Origin of the sequence: Nanhaiella sioensis (assembly GCF_046557775.1) — a bacterium.
GTDB lineage: Bacteria > Bacillota > Bacilli > Bacillales > SM2101 > Nanhaiella > Nanhaiella sioensis.
In genome coordinates this window covers 4,570,619-4,590,376 of the sequence record NZ_JBKAEG010000001.1, presented here as the reverse complement: position 1 = coordinate 4,590,376, position 19,758 = coordinate 4,570,619, and the positions used below count along the sequence as shown (strand labels likewise).

The 19,758-nt window shown below is 33.2% G+C and carries 20 protein-coding genes and 1 pseudogene; 10 read left to right on the top strand and 11 right to left on the bottom strand.

The window, feature by feature from the left end:
* Nucleotides 1–395: 395 nt before the first annotated feature.
* The 3 genes from metA to V1503_RS21710 all read left to right on the top strand — a co-directional run bounded on the left by metA (nucleotide 396) and on the right by V1503_RS21710 (nucleotide 2,444).
* The gene (metA, locus tag V1503_RS21720; protein WP_214481211.1) at nucleotides 396–1,304 is read left to right on the top strand and encodes a homoserine O-acetyltransferase MetA; all 909 of its coding nucleotides are present in this window, start codon (nucleotides 396–398) and stop codon (nucleotides 1,302–1,304) included.
* A gap of 29 nt (nucleotides 1,305–1,333) precedes the next feature.
* Nucleotides 1,334–2,029: an endonuclease gene (locus tag V1503_RS21715; protein ID WP_214481212.1), complete on the top strand. Its 696-nt coding sequence runs from the start codon at nucleotides 1,334–1,336 to the stop codon at nucleotides 2,027–2,029.
* A 286-nt stretch (nucleotides 2,030–2,315) separates the two neighbouring features.
* The gene (locus V1503_RS21710; RefSeq protein WP_284730433.1) at nucleotides 2,316–2,444 is read left to right on the top strand and encodes a hypothetical protein; all 129 of its coding nucleotides are present in this window, start codon (nucleotides 2,316–2,318) and stop codon (nucleotides 2,442–2,444) included.
* 87 nt (nucleotides 2,445–2,531) lie between these two features.
* Here the strand turns inward: V1503_RS21710 and V1503_RS21705 are convergent, their stop codons facing one another.
* Both V1503_RS21705 and V1503_RS21700 read right to left on the bottom strand, forming a co-directional pair.
* Complete coding sequence (locus tag V1503_RS21705) at nucleotides 2,532–3,317, bottom strand: nucleotidyltransferase domain-containing protein (protein WP_410629120.1); 786 nt, start codon at nucleotides 3,315–3,317, stop codon at nucleotides 2,532–2,534.
* 393 nt (nucleotides 3,318–3,710) lie between these two features.
* Entirely contained in the window at nucleotides 3,711–4,010 is a 300-nt protein-coding gene (locus V1503_RS21700) for a DUF4870 domain-containing protein (protein WP_214481409.1), read from the bottom strand.
* 439 nt (nucleotides 4,011–4,449) lie between these two features.
* Here V1503_RS21700 and yjcZ point away from each other — a divergent pair, with 439 nt between their 5' ends.
* Entirely contained in the window at nucleotides 4,450–4,560 is a 111-nt protein-coding gene (yjcZ, locus tag V1503_RS21695; RefSeq protein WP_214481214.1) for a sporulation protein YjcZ, read from the top strand.
* A gap of 145 nt (nucleotides 4,561–4,705) precedes the next feature.
* Here yjcZ and V1503_RS21690 read toward each other — a convergent pair whose 3' ends face one another.
* Nucleotides 4,706–5,395 carry a class I SAM-dependent methyltransferase gene (locus V1503_RS21690; RefSeq protein WP_214481215.1) on the bottom strand — a complete coding sequence of 230 codons (690 nt, stop codon included), beginning with the start codon at nucleotides 5,393–5,395 and terminating at the stop codon, nucleotides 4,706–4,708.
* Nucleotides 5,396–5,567: 172 nt separating this feature from the next.
* On the opposite strand from V1503_RS21690, the gene V1503_RS21685 reads away from it, so the two are divergent.
* Nucleotides 5,568–5,699 carry a hypothetical protein gene (locus V1503_RS21685; RefSeq protein WP_284730440.1) on the top strand — a complete coding sequence of 44 codons (132 nt, stop codon included), beginning with the start codon at nucleotides 5,568–5,570 and terminating at the stop codon, nucleotides 5,697–5,699.
* Between the two features lie 446 nt (nucleotides 5,700–6,145).
* The gene (locus V1503_RS21680; RefSeq protein ID WP_410629119.1) at nucleotides 6,146–8,314 is read left to right on the top strand and encodes a DNA topoisomerase III; all 2,169 of its coding nucleotides are present in this window, start codon (nucleotides 6,146–6,148) and stop codon (nucleotides 8,312–8,314) included.
* Between the two features lie 44 nt (nucleotides 8,315–8,358).
* Here V1503_RS21680 and V1503_RS21675 read toward each other — a convergent pair whose 3' ends face one another.
* On the bottom strand, nucleotides 8,359–9,336 hold the full coding sequence (locus V1503_RS21675; protein ID WP_410629118.1) for an HD-GYP domain-containing protein: 978 nt from the start codon (nucleotides 9,334–9,336) through the stop codon (nucleotides 8,359–8,361).
* 319 nt (nucleotides 9,337–9,655) lie between these two features.
* Here V1503_RS21675 and cspD point away from each other — a divergent pair, with 319 nt between their 5' ends.
* A complete protein-coding gene (gene cspD, locus V1503_RS21670; protein ID WP_320259459.1) occupies nucleotides 9,656–9,856 on the top strand; it encodes a cold-shock protein CspD in 201 nt (66 codons plus the stop codon).
* A gap of 311 nt (nucleotides 9,857–10,167) precedes the next feature.
* Nucleotides 10,168–10,437: a DUF2564 family protein gene (locus tag V1503_RS21665; protein WP_250886534.1), complete on the top strand. Its 270-nt coding sequence runs from the start codon at nucleotides 10,168–10,170 to the stop codon at nucleotides 10,435–10,437.
* A 225-nt stretch (nucleotides 10,438–10,662) separates the two neighbouring features.
* Here V1503_RS21665 and V1503_RS21660 read toward each other — a convergent pair.
* A pseudogene (locus V1503_RS21660) lies at nucleotides 10,663–10,860 on the bottom strand (zinc-finger domain-containing protein); the annotation flags it as partial.
* 32 nt (nucleotides 10,861–10,892) lie between these two features.
* Nucleotides 10,893–11,546, bottom strand: coding sequence for a ribonuclease H family protein (locus V1503_RS21655; RefSeq protein ID WP_214481221.1), 654 nt, complete (start codon nucleotides 11,544–11,546; stop codon nucleotides 10,893–10,895).
* A 397-nt stretch (nucleotides 11,547–11,943) separates the two neighbouring features.
* On the opposite strand from V1503_RS21655, the gene V1503_RS21650 reads away from it, so the two are divergent.
* Nucleotides 11,944–12,861: a DMT family transporter gene (locus V1503_RS21650; protein ID WP_320259458.1), complete on the top strand. Its 918-nt coding sequence runs from the start codon at nucleotides 11,944–11,946 to the stop codon at nucleotides 12,859–12,861.
* A 46-nt stretch (nucleotides 12,862–12,907) separates the two neighbouring features.
* Here the strand turns inward: V1503_RS21650 and V1503_RS21645 are convergent, their stop codons facing one another.
* Complete coding sequence (locus V1503_RS21645; protein WP_214481223.1) at nucleotides 12,908–13,186, bottom strand: DUF6123 family protein; 279 nt, start codon at nucleotides 13,184–13,186, stop codon at nucleotides 12,908–12,910.
* Between the two features lie 580 nt (nucleotides 13,187–13,766).
* Between V1503_RS21645 and sspL the strand changes: the two genes are divergently transcribed.
* On the top strand, nucleotides 13,767–13,910 hold the full coding sequence (gene sspL / locus V1503_RS21640; RefSeq protein WP_410629495.1) for a small, acid-soluble spore protein L: 144 nt from the start codon (nucleotides 13,767–13,769) through the stop codon (nucleotides 13,908–13,910).
* Between the two features lie 125 nt (nucleotides 13,911–14,035).
* Here the strand turns inward: sspL and ypzF are convergent, their stop codons facing one another.
* From ypzF to V1503_RS21620, 4 genes are all read right to left on the bottom strand, one after another.
* Nucleotides 14,036–14,173, bottom strand: a complete 138-nt coding sequence (ypzF, locus tag V1503_RS21635) for a protein YpzF (RefSeq protein WP_214481225.1) — start codon at nucleotides 14,171–14,173, stop codon at nucleotides 14,036–14,038.
* Nucleotides 14,174–14,256: 83 nt separating this feature from the next.
* Nucleotides 14,257–15,081, bottom strand: a complete 825-nt coding sequence (locus tag V1503_RS21630; RefSeq protein WP_410629117.1) for a sulfurtransferase — start codon at nucleotides 15,079–15,081, stop codon at nucleotides 14,257–14,259.
* Nucleotides 15,082–15,524: 443 nt separating this feature from the next.
* Nucleotides 15,525–15,803 (bottom strand): YpbS family protein, encoded by a 279-nt coding sequence (locus V1503_RS21625; protein ID WP_214481227.1) that lies wholly within the window; start codon nucleotides 15,801–15,803, stop codon nucleotides 15,525–15,527.
* An 11-nt stretch (nucleotides 15,804–15,814) separates the two neighbouring features.
* Nucleotides 15,815–19,495 carry a dynamin family protein gene (locus V1503_RS21620; RefSeq protein WP_410629116.1) on the bottom strand — a complete coding sequence of 1,227 codons (3,681 nt, stop codon included), beginning with the start codon at nucleotides 19,493–19,495 and terminating at the stop codon, nucleotides 15,815–15,817.
* Between the last annotated feature and the right edge of the window lie 263 nt (nucleotides 19,496–19,758).

Here is a 19,758-nt window from a genome sequence, read left to right as displayed (position 1 = left end):
AAGTAGAGAGAAAAATGAATTATATATAAATTATTATTGAATTTACATTGATTATAAATACTCCTTGTAATAATACTAGAATATATAGTATCGTTCCTTCTAAAGGTAAAGACAATAAAAGTCCTATTCGCTATTGTTTTTTAATCAACTAGTTCGTTTTATAACTAAACTAATGACGTTATTTCTTTTTAATAATCGATGACAATCGTATAAAACATAAGATTACAGGCGCAATTTAGTAAATTTATTAACAAAACATACCCAATAAGCCTATTAATTCGCAAAACAGCAACAATGTTGCGATAAAAATCCTGAATAAGTGAATACAATTTTTCATTGAATAATTTATTAATAGTTTATATAATATGAATATTTACATAAAGGAGTTGAACCGGATGCCAATTAATATTCCTCATAACTTACCAGCTAAAGAAATACTGGAGAAGGAAAATATCTTTGTAATGGATGAGTTAAGGGCATATTCACAAGATATTCGCCCTCTAAATATTGTGATCTTAAATATTATGCCCGAAAAAGAAAAAACAGAAACAAGGTTGCTAAGGTTGTTAGGAAATTCCCCTTTACAAGTTAATATTACTTTATTAAGACCAACAACACATGAATCTAAGACAACAAAAAAATCACATCTCGACCAGTTTTATAGAACTTTTGATGAGGTAAGAGATAAAAAGTTCGATGGCATGATTATTACAGGTGCTCCTGTTGAACAACTTTCTTTTACTGAGGTAAATTATTGGGACGAATTAAAGGAAATCATGGATTGGACTACTACAAATGTCACATCAACACTTCATATTTGTTGGGGTGCTCAAGCAGGACTATTTCATCATTATGGTGTAAATAAATATCCCCTCCAAAAGAAATGCTCTGGCATTTTTCAACATCGACGCCTTTATAAAAACATTACTCTTTTACGTGGTTTTGACGATATATTTAACGTACCTGTTTCTAGATATACGACCGTAAAACAAGAAGAGATTGAGGAGAATACTAATTTAACTATTTTATCTACATCTGATGAAGCTGGTGTTTGTCTCGTTACCTCAAACGATGGAAAAAGGATATTTCTTACTGGACATTTAGAATATGATGAATACACGTTGAAAGAAGAATATGAACGAGATACTTCAAAAGGAATCTCTATTCATGTGCCAAATCATTATTTTCCAAATAATGATCCTTCAAAACAACCTATTCATTCTTGGCGTTCACACGCCAATTTATTATTTGTAAATTGGCTTAATTATTATGTATATCAAGAAACACCATATATTTGGGAATAAACAAGTCCTGTTAATAGGAGTGGATGCCAATGAATCAACAATGCTTCATTGAGTTAGCTGGTGGTGTATATACACACCATAAATTTTATAGCTCCTTATCAAGAAATAACAAGTTTGATCTTTTTTGGTCATTTTTCACTAGTGATTATAGCTATGTTAAATCAGTGTACGCAGGGGTCGAGATTGACATTTTACAAAAAACTAGCAAACATAGCATCGAACATATCTTCCCTCAAAGTACTATGAAAAAGTATTTAGCCATGAAAAAAGCTAATGTCAATGTAATTAAAGGTGCAACAGTAAACCCACTTAACTTTGCTGCTGCACATAAAAAAGTCAACTCACACAGAGGACACCTACCATTTGATATAGAAAATGATAAAGTTATACACCGCTTAAAATTGAGCGTACCACATAACTACACTGATTTTGGTATTGACTATGAAAACGAATGGATTATTCCGCATGTAAGTAGAGGAAATATAGCTAGAACGATGCTATATATGATGTTAGTTTATAATATTCAAGAGTTGCATATGGATCATTTACATACTTATCGATACTGGGCAAAATGTGATCCCCCTGAAGTATGGGAAATTGAGTATAACTCTTGGGTGTTAGAAAAACACCATATCTCTAATTTATTTGTTACTGATGACATTAAACAAATGGTGAAATTACTAGATGATGATCATTTATTTCAAAATATCCTATGTAACAGATGATCTTCAATCATAAGCGTTTCGGACCGACACCACGATTTAAGCTGTATCGACTTTCGACCTATTTTAGCAAACTAACTTTTTACTTGAAGAAGTTCAACAAATCAAATATGTTAAAAAACGGACTGTCTCATTTCTGTAGAGAACGTCCGTTTTTGTAGTTTTCTGAATTTTATTAATTATTTTACTTTTTGTGCCTTTTTACCTTTTTACCTTTTTTCATTAATCAACAATCTTCCTGTTGAATATATAAATCATGTCGTAATAAAAAAGAAAGGAAGATCGAGAAATGTCTATATTGAAATTATTTACACTTTTTAAAATGACTCCTGAAGAAAGAGTAAGGCATGAGGTTATAAAAAAGAATATAGAAGAAATGAAGCAGAAACAATTAGCATACTGGCGTTGGCATATTTAATTTTCATAAGGCTCAAAAGCATTTAGAAATGCAATTGAGCCTGTTAATAGTCATCCTGTAATTCTTATCGTCATATACTTAAAGGCTTTATAAATCCGCCACAGGTGTTTGTTGATTCATCCAACTCCATTCTGTATCAACCAAAAAGCGGTTAGGCCACCCTTCTTTTATCGTGGGCCAATCTGCAAATTGCTCTATACTTTTACAAAAAAGCTCGGCATTTTTACTGCTTGGGGAAGACAGTAAATCGTTTGTTAATTCCATAAAATCTGTAGGTTTGTTGTCAAGTTCACTTAACACTTTCATGAACCATTTATGATAAGGATACAGTACTTTGTTCTGAGCCAATATTAACCTCCCACCAAATAGGACGAGTGATGAAACGATGTGCATCATCAAATATTTGTCATTCCTCTTCTCAGCTTCTGCAACATACCATCTAGCTGCTTCAAATTGCACATAAAATTTTTCTATCTTCTGTTGTTGTTCGTTTACTGGATATGTTGTAATTTGTTGTAATATCATGTCTAATTGAGGTATTTTTGAAAAGCCAATGATGGCATCTTGAAATGCAAATCTTGCTGGCTCACTTCCATGACGTGCAACATCTTCTAAAAATTGCAAATTTACTATTTTGCCATCTACATAGCCACCTTCATAATCACATTCATCACCAGACCAGTAAAATAAGTCATGCTGCTCCTTACGTCTTTCAAATTCTTCATCTGTAGCTATTAAAATTATATCCACATCCGAACTTTCACTAGCGTAACCTTTGGCAACTGAGCCACCTATTAACAGTGCCCGAACTTTAGGGTCATCTTTAAATTGTTCACTTAGTACTTGTACTGCTTTTTTATGATGTTCGTACATTAGTCCCACTCCTCTATCAATAGATCGTTTTTTATAGCTGTTTGTTCCAACTTTGATTCTCATAATATTACTCAAAGAAATACACGCTCTTTAGTTGTATATGCTTATATTTCTTAAGATGAAAAACAACAATCAATCCCTAACAGCCATTTGGTTACAAGATAAAACAACAAGTAATAATCATATGCCTTGTGTATTAGACAACAAAACCACATAACTTTTACAAAAATATAAGGTCATTTTAACCATTATAATGATAGCTATCAATAGAATTAAACGATCACATTTGGACAAATCCGACTTAAATGATATGTTGCGCTTAAATATTGAGTGAACTAATTTTTAACACCAATAAAAACAGGCCACAATCATGTGGCCTGAATAAATGACAACTTATAACATTCGAATCGCAAAAGGAATATGATACTCTTCTCCTTGGTATGCTTTTATAGCTCCTACAACTGTAAAAATAAAAATGTAAATTCCGACCAACCATATAGTTATAAATCCTATTAAGATTAGCATTAGTAGCATACTTATTATACTATAAATGGTGTATGATATGAAAAAGTTAAAATACATCCTTCCATGATAATCAACAAAAGATGATTCATCCTTTTTAATTAACCATATAACCAACGGACCTAAAAACACTGTAAAAAAACTAATAACGTATATAACTGCTGCTAACATGCGATCTTCACTTGATGGCAAGATGTCACCTCCAAAATATTATTCAATATTACATACGTATGAATATTCAATTGGTTACAAAAATATGATTTTTAATTATGATTGATTCAAGTAATTATGACCATATAGCAAGCTTATTCATCTGTAAATTAATCATGCCCTTTTTATAAGCTTTGTTGCTTTCTTTAACTTGCATCGAGTAACTGATGTGTATGTTATGTTTTTATAGCCTTTAAGAGAAAAGATCCATAAAGCTATATGACGAAAAGCAACCATGTATAGGAGAAACAGCCCTGAAAAAAATAGGAACAACTCACCAATTTGAACTTTTGAGACTAAATAGGAATAATACACAGGCAATTTAATACTGCATGAATATGTTAATGTTGATGAGGGATTGGAATCCATCCTCATATGATTACATTTAAGGAGTGATAACATGGTTGATGGTGTTCGTTCAGGAGGAATATTTGCATTAGTCATTGTCTTATTCGTACTGTTAATAATCATTGGCGTCGCTTGTGGCGGTGGGCTTGGTTACGGGTATTAATCATATTCCCAGAAAAGTGAGAAGGTATGGGCAAGTTACAACAGGTGGATAGTAATTTCCAGCCACCTGTTTTTTTATTACCTTTGCTATCGGATAGGTTAAATCTATACAGAACAGCGATTGTACAAACTCGTTTAACAAGCCATTATTTATCACTTTTATTTATTAGCATCGATACCCACATGAAAGTCAAGGCTTGCTTTAACTCTTTCGGTAAGCTGTTAATTAGTTCGGCTTGAACCTCCTTCTTATATACCCCATGACCATCTACAATGTCCCAATCATGTGACTTTGCTAAGTTCTCAAATTCCCAAGGCATCATCGTGTTACATATGACTCTTTCTCCAAATAGTCTAGGATAGCTATGTTGTCTAGGCGCAGCAGTAGGGCCTAATATACCTGCACAAAAAAAGCCATTAGGTTTTAAGACACGCTGAAATTCTAATAACACATGCTTTGGGTCTTCAGTCCATTCCAGACAATTAATTGCGATAATTGCATCTATTGAGCTAGTTGTAAAAGGAAGCTCTCTAGCGTCAGCCTGTATAAATGTTAACTTATCCTCATCATTAAAAAGGTTTGCTTTCTCAATCATCTCTTTCGATAAATCAATACCAACCACTTGATAATTTTCTTTCGCTAGCTTCTGTGATCCATAACCGTCTCCACAGCCAATATCTGCAACTACCCCACCCAATTTAAAGTACTTCTTAATAAATGGAATAATTGTTTTGCGGCTACCATCTTCCCACATTTGTTCACTTCTGTTATTCCAAAATTCGGCTTTTTTATCCCATTCTTCACCAGATCGGTGATGCCAATTAAAATCCTCCACTACATAAACCTCCTATAATTACTGTTATATTATTATTCGCCAATTTAATGATAATTCCTTGATTAATAAAGGTTTGGCTGTACAAACTAAATTTGTAAGAAATAAATGATGGATAACATCAACTAATTGACACAATAATAGTAAGAAAGAAGCTGATATGATGACTAAAAAAATGAATTACGGGAGCAAGAATCAAAATTCACCAACTAATGGTGAAGTACGTGGTAAAATAGTAGCCGGTGATAATAGCAAGGGCAATAAACGAAATAAAGACCAACGAGATAAATCTGATTTGTACGAATAACAATAGCTAATATGATCGAATGAGAGCTTGAGCATCGTTATCAAGTTCTTTCTTTTATGCTTTTTTTGCAATAATGATGGTTTTTTGTATTAAAATATAAACCGTACCCAACTAAAGTTCGTGGCATCCTTTCTTCTGCACAACGATGAATAACAAATAATACTCTTTTTGAGTACTTAATTGATTACAATCGCAACAAAGTTTACAAAAAAAGCTTTTTTTATCAATGTTCTGCTCATGTATGATGTCGTTTATTCATGATTAAAGTCAAGCTTTTTCTAATATTCAAAATACATGTAACTATATATCATCCTCTATATATACATGATAATAGCTTAAAACCTTGTTAACCGATAGTTATTTTTTCACATCCTCTATGTTCAACATATCCATTCTCATAATCTACTGTTATAATCATAGAGCGAACAAAATTAAGGAGAAGATATATGAAAGTAGTTATAGCCGAAAAACCAGACCAAGCGACTAAATTAGCTGCTCCTTTTTCCTTTACTAAAAATGATGGTTATTTAATGGTGAAGCCAAATACTACATTCCCCAATGGAGCAGTTATCACTTGGGCGATTGGTCATCTTTGTGAATTAAAATCACCTGAGGAGTATCATTCAACATGGAAAAAATGGGATAAGCATACACTCCCAATGGTACCTAATAGATTTGAGTATAAAGTAACTAGATCAAAATTAAAACAGTTTAATATTATTAAAAACTTATTGAAGCGTGCTGAAGTTCAAGAAATCATTATCGCTGGAGATGCCGGACGTGAAGGTGAATTAATTATACGTACAATCATCAAACAATGCGGAGTAAGTATACCAATGAAGCGTCTTTGGATTTCTTCTCTTACTCAAGCTTCAGTCATGAAGGGTTTTTCCTCTTTACTAACAGAAGAAGATACGCGACATATTTATTTTGAAGCTTTAAGTCGTGCATGCGCTGATTGGCTGATTGGTATAAATTCCTCAAGAATTTATACGATTCTACTAAAAGAAAGAGGAATCCAGGATGTTTTTTCTATCGGGAGAGTTCAAACACCTACCCTCGCGTTAATAGTCAAAAGAGAGCATGAAATAGCTAATTTTAAACCTGAAGATTTTTGGGAGGTCGAAGCTCAGTTTGATTTTTTTGGACAGTCAATTAAAGCTAAGTGGCATAAAAAAAACGAAACTAGAATTTTTAATGAAAAACAAGCGAACGCTGTAGCTGAATTTTGTAAAGATAAAAATAGTATCATTTCAGATGTCAAAAAAGAAAGAAAAGAGTATCAGCCTCCATTTCTATTCAATCTTTCAGCACTTCAAGCAACAGCAAATAAAACGCTTAAGCTTTCACCACAAAAAACATTAGATGTATTACAAAAGCTATATTTGAAAGGAAATATATCGTATCCACGATCAGATTCACAGTACCTAACAATAGAAGAAGCTAAAGTTTTACCAACTGTACTATCTCGTTTAAAAGATATAGATAAATATGAAAATTTATTACCCCCACCAAATGCGTCGATAATTAATAATAAAAGGTATGTAAATGAAAAGAAAGTAACAGATCATCATGCCATCATTCCTACCGAACAAATACCTGATCTTACTAAGTTAAGTTCAGAAGAGACTAAAATTTACGATTTAATCGTAAGACAAGTGATCAGCGCTTTTTATAACAATGCTATTTTTAATTATACTACTATACATATATTAGTAGACAGTCGTGCTACTTTCATCGCAAAAGGTAAAGAACAAATCGAAGAAGGTTGGAAAAAAGTTATAAACAATCCACATAGCCAGTCGGATGGTGGAGATCAAATTCTCCCGATCATTGAAAAGAATACAAAAGGCACTGTTACAAAAGTAAATTTAAAAAAAGGACAAACTAAGCCACCAAAAAGATATACTGAAGGTAACTTGATCACTTTAATGAAAACAGCTGGGAAGCATTTAGATGATACTGAGCTAGAGAATGTATTAGCAAAAACCGAGGGACTAGGTACCGAGGCAACACGAGCTGGAATTATAAACCTATTAAAGAATCGTAATTATATAAACATTAACAAAAACCAAACGATAGCCACCGCAAAGGGCATGCTACTAATAGAAGCTTTAGGAGATAGTATATTGGCCTCCCCAAGCATGACAGCAAAATGGGAGCAAAGACTTTCTGAAATAGGTGAAGGTTCTGCTTCACCCCAAAATTTTATTGAACAAGTGAAAAAATTATCACAGAATATAGTAGAGAATGCTCAGCAGCTAAGTAACAGTTGGTCATTTACAAACATTCCTATTGAGACGGTCGGATCGAAGCAGAAAAAAAGTAAATTTAGTAAGAAAAAAATATCTTTGGGTAAATGTAAAATGTGCAATGGTAGTATTCTAGACTTCGGAAAGTTCTACGGTTGTACAAACTATAAAAAATCTGACTGTAAGTTTACAATTTCTAAAAAAATCTTAGGCAAAACGATTTCTCAAGCAAACATAAAAAAGCTATTAAAAACTGGCGAAACTAACGTTATAAAAAACTTCAAAAAAGATGATAAAACGTTTGATGCCATAGTTTTATGGAGTGATCGGGACAAGAAGATCGCTTTTAAATATATGAAATAGGACTTGGTATGGTTACAGGTATACTCCCTGCCATTTCAAGTCCTTTAAATTATAATGGTTTTTACGGATAATTCTTTTTCCTTACTTAGATCGATCATTTCATTTTGCACTTGCACTAGTGGATTTACTGGATCAAAACGATTAATCATAATTATTTTCGCCTGACGACCATCTGTTAGATAACAACCCTGTCCGACTGTTGTATCCATCATGTGAAATAGAAAAACAAATAAAATATTCGGATCAAACTTACCAAATATATGATCATTCATTTCCTTAATCACTTTATAGAACGGGGATGCAACACGATAAATACGATTGGATGACATCGCATGAAAAACATCAGCAACAGCAACAATTTTGGAAAAATAATCGATTTTATTTCCTGATATCCCATAAGGATAGCCTTCACCATTTTCACGTTCATGGTGCTGAAGAGCAACTAAACTGATTTGCTCATCAATACCTTTAGTATTGCTTAACATTTCATAGCCGTATATACAATGATTTTTTATCTCTTCATATTCATCATCGGTAAGTTTATCAGGCTTTTGAAGTATGTCTAATGGGATTTTCGTTTTACCAATATCATGTAACGTTGCTGCAAGTGTAAGACGATGTAACTCCTGTTCATTTATATTCAGCCACTTTCCGAGTAATGTTGCAATCACTCCAACACCAATATTGTGTCGATATGTATAGTCATCCTTTTTATGCAATTCATTAAATAGATAGAAAAGATTAGGGATTTCTGCAGCCTGCTGTATCGTTGGAATGATATCTCTTTTAATTTCATAAAGAGGAATCTTATGTGAATTTCTTACCTCTGTAAAAATATCCTTTACTTGGTCTACCACTTCATCAATTTCACGGGAAACAGCTGTGATTTTTTTGTCATAAATCGAGTCAGCTGGAAGTTTAGTAGCATGTGATTGTGTATTTTTTAAATTGCTGAGCATCTCATCAATTTCTTGAACTGTTAGTGGTGTCAGCCTATTCTTTTTTTGCACAAATGAACTCATATTAACACCTCTCTATATTTGATTGTATCATAATTTCCAAACCCTTCCTATCATTAACATAACCGAAGAACTATTTTTTACTTTATTTACAATATAAGATACTTATGTAAAGTTTTCATTTTTCTGTTATTTCTGTCTATTTATATTGACTCAATAATATCATTGGTGTATATTTAAGACATCATTTAGCAGAATGTAAGATTTCATCATCTTAGACAGCTATTGATATTACAAAGCTTCAGCTTAATATATTCCGTTATTTGATAATAAATTATTTTGTAGCACTTTTGTGCAGGAAGTATTAGGAGGAAATCGTACTATGCAAAACGGTAAAGTAAAATGGTTTAATAATGAAAAAGGTTATGGATTTATTGAAGTTGAAGGTGGAGATGACGTATTCGTTCACTTCACAGCTATTCAAGGTGATGGATATAAATCATTGGAAGAAGGTCAAGAAGTTTCTTTTGAAATTGTTGATGGAAACAGAGGGGCTCAAGCAGCCAATGTTGTAAAACTATAAATTAAGCCATTCATTCACATAAAATTTGTTAAAAAAAGACTGTATGATACAGTCTTTTTTGTTTTGTAAAACCTATTTCCTATGGCCCTCACACGTTATGAACAGGTTGCTCTTTTTTAACTATAGTATGATTGCGCAAGCTACTATTCGTAGCATCATTTCAAACATAATACAATGCCGGTCCATAAAATTATTATGATAATCTAAGTACTGTGGCATCAACGTTTGCAACATGACCTTATTAAAAATATTCAATTATAGTGAATAATCGTCTACCCTCCGACTAACTATATAGTCAGGAGGTGTATGTATTGACTAATGAAGAAAATGAAGTATACACAGGATATAATGATATACAAGATCTTAATATGTCAATTCAAAGTGCACAAAAAATAGTAGGACGTGCCACGATGAGTATGGATGAAGAACAACTAGAGGGAGCTACTCAGGCTGTTTCAGAAGCACGTTCTAAGCTTGTAGATGCAAATGCAAACTCAACTGGTTTTGATAATGAATTTTTACAACAATCAGAGAAATTATTATCACAATGTGAAGAGCAGCTCAATGAAGCAAAGCAGTAATACAAATCATTCTAATTAGAGTATTCACTTCATCTGTATTAAAAGAATTTACATTACAAGCTGGGATATTCACCGATTAACATAAAACCGCAATTATGCGGTTTTTTCCTCGTAGGCTTATTAGCCATCATCTCCAAAATGATTAAGCTAGTAATCCCTATCAAGAATTGGCATATTACGTTCAAGTCCTTCATTATTTTCTTTCCCACTTGGATATAATTGACCATGTGACAAATTCTCTCCATATTTCTTTAATAAGTTACCTACTGTACAAGTATGAATACAAAATGATTGTGCATACGTTTTCCCGTATTCTTTTCTAAAATTACTTTTTACAAAACAATCTTGGCAGTACGTATCGAGGATTTCACTTATCTGTTCAATAATTAGTTTTCTTTCCAAAGTATCCACCCTCCTTGTCATGACTACAATACATATATATGTTATGATAAGTTTTAAATTTCTACATTACTGTGAATGACTATCCCTTCCAACGCTTGGCTTGCAAGCTGATCAGCCTCACCATTTTGCTTTCTTGAAATTGGGTCGTAATGAGGATGAATACCTAATTGCCGGATCTTATCCTCTATTTTATCTAACCATGTATTATATACCTCATCAAAGCATGGCCAATCACCTGAAAGCTGTTTGAGTACTACATGTGAATCTCCACGAAATGTAACAGAGATATGGTGAATACCTAACTCTTCTACTTGCCCCAGTAAGTACCAAAGCGCTGCATATTCAGCTTCATTATTTGTTTCAATTTCTGAAAATAACGCATTGGACCTTAAACGATATTTTTTGTTGTTTTGACTGTAATAAATAACTGCACCAAGCCCTGCTTGTTTGTTATTGTTATCATAACCACCATCAAAATATACAATTATATCGTTTGGTTCAGTTTCTAGTTCTTTAGAAAGCCTAATTAGTTCCTTCTTCGTCCATTTGTTATCTTTTTCATCATAAAATAATAACTCGTTTGTTCGTCCAGTACGTTCGAAATCTTCACTGATTGAAAGAGCAGCTTCCACGCTAATTTCCTCAGATGTTAACGTTATAACTTGCTTATTGATTGTTTTATAAGTCCATTCAATTCTAACTTTCATTTTTTCACCTTTCACCTCCGTTTTGTTCAAATGGTGAAATAATTTTTCGTAAGGCTCTTTTCGTAAAGTTTGTTGCTATTTTCACTATGAGAGCTCAATAATCGCATAAGTAACAAAGATGCCCGACGCCAGGTGTATACGTGCCAATACCTTTGAACGAAAAGTAACAAGCAATGCGAATGCAGCCTTTATTAAATAATGGTCAATTTAGATGAGAGGCTTTTCTGAACTGCATTAAAGATACATCGAACATGAGATGTTTACGTATTTTTATCAAACAGCAATCAACAGAAAAATAACCAAACATAAACACCAGTTTTGTATTCCCTATTTTGTAGTATGTATGATACACTACAATTTAGCTTTTTATTTAGATCGAGAAAGGAAGATAGAAATATTGAGAAAGTCCGTCGTTGCAGATGGTGCTCTATTACTTATAGCTTTCGTATGGGGTACCACTTTTGTTCTCGTGCAAAATGCTATTTCTTTTTTACATCCATTTTCCTTCAATGGTATTCGTTTTTTTATAGCTGGAATATTTTTATTGTGCTGGCTTATTATGTTTAATAAACAACAATTAAAACAGCTAAATGCAACAATGTTCATGTCTGGAGTAATATTAGGCATTTGGCTATTTCTTGGTTATGCATTTCAAACATTTGGATTATTGTACACAACTTCATCTAAAGCTGGATTCATTACTGGTCTAAGTGTTGTACTCGTTCCTATATTCGCGGTTTTTTTATTAAAAAATAGCATGACACGTAATGGCATAGCTGGTGCTATGCTAGCTACGATAGGTCTTTATATGCTAACGATGGGTGACGAAGTTTCAATTAATCGGGGTGATGTTCTTGTACTATTTTGTGCCGTATCATTTGCGATGCATATTATATTAACAGGTAAATACACGAAGCGTTTCCCGAGTTTAATTCTAACTGTCACGCAAATCTTAACGGTGGCTTTTTTATCATTATTACTAGCGTTTCTTTTTGAAGATTGGAGAAATCAATTACAAATAAACATTTTACTTCAAAAGGAAGTATTTATTGCTTTAGTAGTTACTTCAATCTTTGCAACTGCCTTAGCATTTTTAGGACAAACTTTTTTTCAAAAGTCCACTACTCCTACTCGAGTTGCTTTAATATTTGCAACTGAACCAGTATTTGCTTCTTTAGCCGGATTTCTTTGGGCGAATGAGCAATTAAGCCACATTGCAATTATAGGCTGTATTTGCATTTTTAGTGGCATGGTGCTATCAGAATTACCTGAAAGGAAAAATAAAGAAGTGAAATGTAGTACAGGAGTCGATTAGAAACGCTCCTGTTTTCTTTATGTATTAATTTTTAGCCTGTAAGAAATTACATAAGGTTTTTAATGTAGGCAAATTGTACGGCTTCTTCGCGAGTTTTAATGTTGTTCTCTTGGAAAGATTCTAGTAAAGAGACAAAAAAACTTCCATCAAACTCCTTTTGTACCTTCAAAGTTATTTCTATCGCTGAATTAACTAGTTCATCTGTTGATTTTGTGTATTGCTGACCGAATGTAATAAATCCTAGCGCATCTTCTCGGAAATGAAAGCCTTTATTAGTTAAGTATTGAATGTATTCTTCGACTGTAAAAGCCTTATGTTTTATCATTATGCCTCAACCCTATCTTAATTTCGTTCGAATCCACAAAAAGTTTGGATAACACATTCCTTATATTAACGTAAATTCCTTAAAATATCTATTCGTTTTTTCAACGTTATTCCCTAACAATGTTATGGACATGATGATGCGCTAACAATGAGAGGACATAATAGAACTATATTAATGAAAGGCTCTTTTCATCATTGTTGCTATCGTGCCTAAACTAGAAGATTAAGATTTCGTTTTACGTAATAGTGATGCTTTACAGAAGAATAGATGCCCATAACACTAAATGTATAGGTGTTTACATCTTAGATCGTAGAGCTTCAATCAAAGAGAAAATAGCCTGATGAAAGACTCTTTTCATAAACTTTGTTGCTTTTTCACTAAAAATGGGCTGTATGATGAGTTTTATAAACATTGTAAAAGCATAAAAAAGCCATGAACGCTGTGGTTTTACGTGCTTCTGTATTAGAACGAGAAGCAACAATTAAAGGGAAAAAAGACTATTGAAAAGAGACTAATCTAAGTTATTTAATGAGAGGTCAATTCATAATAAATGATGAAATGGATAAAATATTAGATGGAGGTGAGGTTGTTGACTAAACAAAGTAAAACGAGAGGGCGAGTTAGTTCAGGAGTAAATCCACAAGGTTATGGACAAGGATCTGTTGTAAACAATTCTCCAAAAAGCAAGCTAGAGAATGTTGCAAAGATGAAAAATACAAAATAACAGCATGATCATAGATCATAAACATACGGTATGCTATTAGTAATAAAGGCATGTAAAACCCCAACAGTCAGCATTTTATGTATCAATTACAAATGGATGACTTTGGGGTCAATAAACTTTTACATTTACTCTTCTTTTTTACGGTTTTTCATTTTGTTTGATTCAACTTCTGCATATGACGCAAATTCATTGTTATAGTCATTTTTCTGTTTAGCGTTATTATTTCTTTGTGCATTTGCATTACCTGCTTTTGTTCTTCCCATTTTATCGTACTCCTTTACGGCTATTTAGGAGGTCGATCAAACCTCCAAGCTTAGTATAGGAAATTTGTACGAACATATACTTATTAATTTTTTACAATTTCATTATCATCATACGATATCCAATCACTCCAGCTGCCCACATAGAGTTTAATATTATTATAACCAGCTTCTTTTAAAGACACATAATTAGGGCATGCAGTAACGCCAGATCCACAATAGACGATTATATTTTCATCCTTATCGAGTTGTAAGAACCTGCTAATCTGCTCATCACTCGTTTTCCACATACCATTGGAATGTAGACTATCTTTCCAATAGTAATTAATAGCTGATGGAATATGTCCAGCAAGCTGATCAATAGGTTCTTCAATTCCTGCATATCTATTATTTTCTCTCGAATCAATAATAACAGCGTCATTACGTTGGCTATGCATTTTAACTTCTTCCATAGTTACCAACATATCATGCTGAATACGCGGAGTAAAAAAACTTCTTGTTACTGTTGGTATATCCGCTGTTATTGGCATGTGCCTTTCTTTCCATGCGGCATATCCACCATTCAAAATTTGTGCATGCTTTAATCCAACATATAATAACATCCAGCAAAAACGTGATGCAAAGGCTCCTCCTTGATCGTCATAAGCTACTACCCTAGTATGTTGATCAATTCCTGCTGCATATAATTTTTCACAGAATTCTTCAATGTTTGGCAGTGGATGACGGCCTCCGTTCTTTTCAATAGGGCCTGATAGGTCCTTATCTAAATCAAAATACAATGCACCTGGGATATGCCCTTGTAAATAGCTATTTAATCCTGCCGCAGGGTCTTCTAAGTGAAATCTACAATCAATGATTCGAACATTTGAAATATGTTTGTGTAACCAATCGACTTCAACAATATGTTCCATGTCCCCTCTCCTTTCCATTTATATAAACTTGGCATAGATGCTAATGGGTAAAACAAGTAAAAATATATACTCCTTTAGCTCTCTTCTTCAAAAAGGAAATTAGTTAATGAACTTAAACATCTGTCAATTACATAGGTAATTGTTTAGCTCGTACTTTTTCTACGTTAAAACAATTCGCATTGATTAAACTTGTACTCATAGCTCATGGTTAATAAAAGTAGGTAAGCGCTTTACTTATCAAAACTCATTTCATCTATAAGAAAAACTTATTATTAACCACCTTAAAATTGGCATTTCCGTAGGCTCTTTTTCAAATTAGTACTATAAAAAGTGGTTGTTGTACAGAAGAAAAGATGCCACGAACTCTATTTGTGTTCGTGTTTTCTTCTTAATACGAAAAACAACAATCAATGCGAAAACAGCTTTTCCATAACAACAACGTATTACTGACCCAATTTATTTACAACAAGCTTTTGTGCGTACTCTTTAACCATCATGTTAGTAACATATTTCCTAGTAGGACTAACTCCCTTACTAGCTAGTGCATTTATTTGACTTGTTATTTCGTTAATGCCATCAACAGAATAAGGTTGATTCGCTTTACACAATTCAAGAGCCTCTTCAATTAAAGCTTCTCTTTGATTGTCCAATTGTACAAAAATCTGAATATGGCGATGCTGACTTTGTGAATGACTCGTAATTGCTTTGTGTACTTCTGACATGAGAGTTCCTCCTAAATATCCATATAACTCACTATAGATTGGCGTATTTCCTGTAACAAGGATACATCTACATTATCTGATAATGCAAGAATTATTCCTTCATAATAATCTTCATTTTCGTTTAATAACTTTTGCAGAGATGCTTGTACATATTGTTCGAAATTATACTGGTAATGGCTTGTCACTTGAGTTTTCATAGCTTTTAAAAAGCTATGTATAGGCTCCTCTAATTGCTTAACTATTTCATCACTCATCTTTTGTATGCCGTTTTTTTCGAAGAAAGTTCTTGCGTTTTTATACATCCCTATTACTTTATTTTTATTGACTTGATCTCCAATAAAAGGATAGTGAAAAGCTGGTGTAGGAAACTCAAACTCACTATTTATATTAAATTGTAAATGATCGTTTATTCCCACAATACGAATATTTATATCTTCTAATATTTCAGCAACTTGTTTTCGTAAAAATGCTTCAACACGTAGACTAGTTGCCCGTATTTCCTGTTCTAAATCGAACGATATTGCCGACAGTAATTCCTCTAATGCACCTTCCAATTTCACTTGAATATTTTTACCATCTTCACGTAAGGTCGAAGGGTTAAAACTTTCTTTAAATAAATCTGAAAAACGTAAAAAGTTCCGTTGTTGAATATAATAGACTAATTCTGTTATTTCTTGATCAATTGACCGCTTTTGACTGTCGATCTGGTAAGTGCTAATGATAGATCGAATGCTTTCTCGTTCATCTGTGGCTGCTAACAGCTTGCTATTTTTTTCGTCATTGCTGGTAGTTGCTGTTTTGATATAGTCATCTAACATATTGTTTACTTTCTCTATATCCGTGTAAGCAGAGCTTATCGTGATCTCTGCCAGTTCTTCGATGATAAATGTTTTAAAATCTCGTTCAAAACGTAAGATTCCTGAATAGTCTCCCATCTCAACATCAGCATCATTAGAATCATTTTGTTTTGCTGTTAGCGCCTTATGACTAGAGATTGGATAAAGACGTGGGTCCCTTATACCGTAAGAGACAAGTTGCTCGTCAACAAAGTTCATAACTGAACCGAGTTCCTCTTCTGAATGAGCCAAATCAGATGCGTTAACTACAAAGAACATTTTATCCATACTAAAAGTATCTTTCACTCTTCCGAGCTGAATAATAAATTCTCTATCTGCTTTGGAAAACGCATGGTTATAGTAAGTGACAAATAGAATGGCATCTGCATTTTTAATATAATCGAATGCTACATCTGTATGTCGAGCGTTCACTGAGTCCGCACCTGGAGTGTCAACTAATGATATACCTTGGCGTGTTAACTCACTATCAAAGGCTAGTTCAATCCATTCAACGAAGCACGCTTTTTCTTCTACAGATACATAGTCGGAAAAGGTAGCAAGGCTAGTGGTGATGATAGAGCCTAAGTTTTTGGACATTGTAGCATATCCACTACAAACAGCATGTAGAAAAGAATAATGTGATTGATCTCGACTATCAATAACCTGCTGACGATATGTACCTTGCTTTAATAACTTAATCGCATCTTCCAAAGTGCTAGCTTTCAAATTAAATATTTTTAACGATTGTTGCACATCTTCAAATATTTGTTGCTGTGTCTTTAATTTAACTTTTACCGTCCCATGTGGAAATTCGTCAGATGGTGGAATAATTTTGTTAATCGTTGCTGTTGTCGGATTAGGTGAAACTGGTAATACCTTATCTCCTAGGAGCGCATTTGCAAACGATGATTTACCTGCACTAAAAGCTCCAAATAATGCGACTGTAAAGTTTCTATTTTCAAGCCTTTCAGACTTTTCACGTAGCTCCTTAACAACCGTTGCAAAACCAGGTGTTGCTGATATTTGATTGCAAACATGGTTTAAGTATTTAATCGTTTCGTTAACGCGCCCCCCTTGATTACGATTGTTACGTAGTGTCAAGTTTGTATTATCTAAACTGCTATGAATCACTTGACTATCAGTTACTTCATTATCTTGATTTGCATCTTCCATTGAAGTAAAGACAATATGTTCTTCCAATAAAGCTTTCAACTCTTCATTATCCTGAGGAAGTTCATTTTGTCTATGAAGAAGATTATTTAGAGATTTTCTATGTCTCTCCTCCATCGATACCAATTGATCAAGCCCTGATTTAGCATCCATCAAATTGTTTTGCTGCTTAAGTATATTTTGTAACATATCAATTTGTGTACTCGTATGCTTGTTCAACTCAAAGATTATTTTATTAATAATTTCATTTGTTTCATCACGACACATCCTCTTAATCATTTGAACTACATCATTCGTATATGTCAGGACATAATCACCCGTTAGTCTTGCTCCTTTTTTTAATATGTTTTCCAGCATAGAAGATTCAAGTGTAATGGAGAAAGTTTGAATGTCTCTAGTCAATTCGTCTTCAAGAATAGCCTGTTTTTTACAGAATTTTAAAAAATAATCCTTAATATGCCATTCCAGTTGTGAAGAAATCTTATCCTTTATATCTTCACACAGTACATCTAAGCGATCTTCTCGTTCCTTTGCAATTTTCTTTTTGGAGCTAAATAATCCTATTTTGAAATCAGCTTGACTAGCTTCAATAAATGCTCTTGCATGTTCTCTAGTAGAATATGGCATAAGATATGCATTGTCTAAAATAGCCTGTATGTCTTTTTTGCAATTTAACTCTGCGCTTTCCAATGCTTGTTGTTTCTCATCGATTTCTTGTTGTACATTATTTATGTTTGATAGAAGTTCTTCTCGTTCATTTACAGGTAAATGAGAAAGAGTTTTTTCAAATATATTTTGCTGATCTAATGTTTTGTTTACATAATATTGCAAATGTTCATTTAGTAATTTTTCAGCCGCTAATAAGCTAGTTTTTATGAGGAGGCTATCCTTTTCGTTGATTTTTTTCTGCAACAATTTTTTGACGCTAGCTAATTCATTTAATGGATGATCCTTTTTCTTTAAAGATGTGTAAAATATACCATCTGCTTCAACTTTCCAATTTAAAAAAGAATTTTTTACACCGTTTGCAAAATCAAAAAAACTAACTTCCTGTTCCTGGTGCTTATCAATTTGATTAATGATTAAATATACTTCTTTTCCACGATCCTTTAATTCCTTTGCAAATAGAAAATTTTCTTCTGATTGTACATGGTTATAATCCATTACAAAGAATATCGTATCTGCGATGTGAAGAGCCGATTCGGTCGCCAAACGATGCGCATCATCAGTAGAGTCGATCCCAGGAGTATCCATAATTGAAACCCCTAACGGAATGGAAGTTGTTTCTACACTAAGTTCAATAGATGCGACTGAATCACCATCTTTACAAAGAGATTTCACAAGTTCATAATTATACGGACCTTCATATTGCATCACTTCACCACTATGAAAGTAAACGCGTGCATACTTGTCTCCCCTCTTTACTTTAACAAGGTTGGCACTTGTCGGAATCGGACTAGTAGGCAATAGCTGTTCACCTATTAATTCATTGATCATACTTGACTTCCCTGCCGAAAAATGGCCACAAAAACCAATGGTAAATTCTTCACTTTGAAGTTTTTTCATTAATTGAACAATTTTCGACGCGGTTTGGCTATCACCTTCATCATAAATTTTATGATAAATATCGAACAATCCACTCGTAATATTTTGAGTTGTGTACTTTTTAACCCCTGTTTGCCCCATATACAATACCCCTTAACATTCTGACTGATTAGTTATTTTCTTATTTTACAATATTAAATATGATGTTTCATAGTAAAACTATAAATTATTAAGAAAAACCCTAGTATCATGAAGATTTTGAAATAGAGCAACAAAGCCATATCACTTTCCTATCTCTAATCAGGCTCCATACGAAATAGGCAAAGAAATTATTTTCTTTCCCAAAGGACATACATTGTAGTCATTTTTAGGACGCTCTACGTAATCGTTGATTTCAATATTAA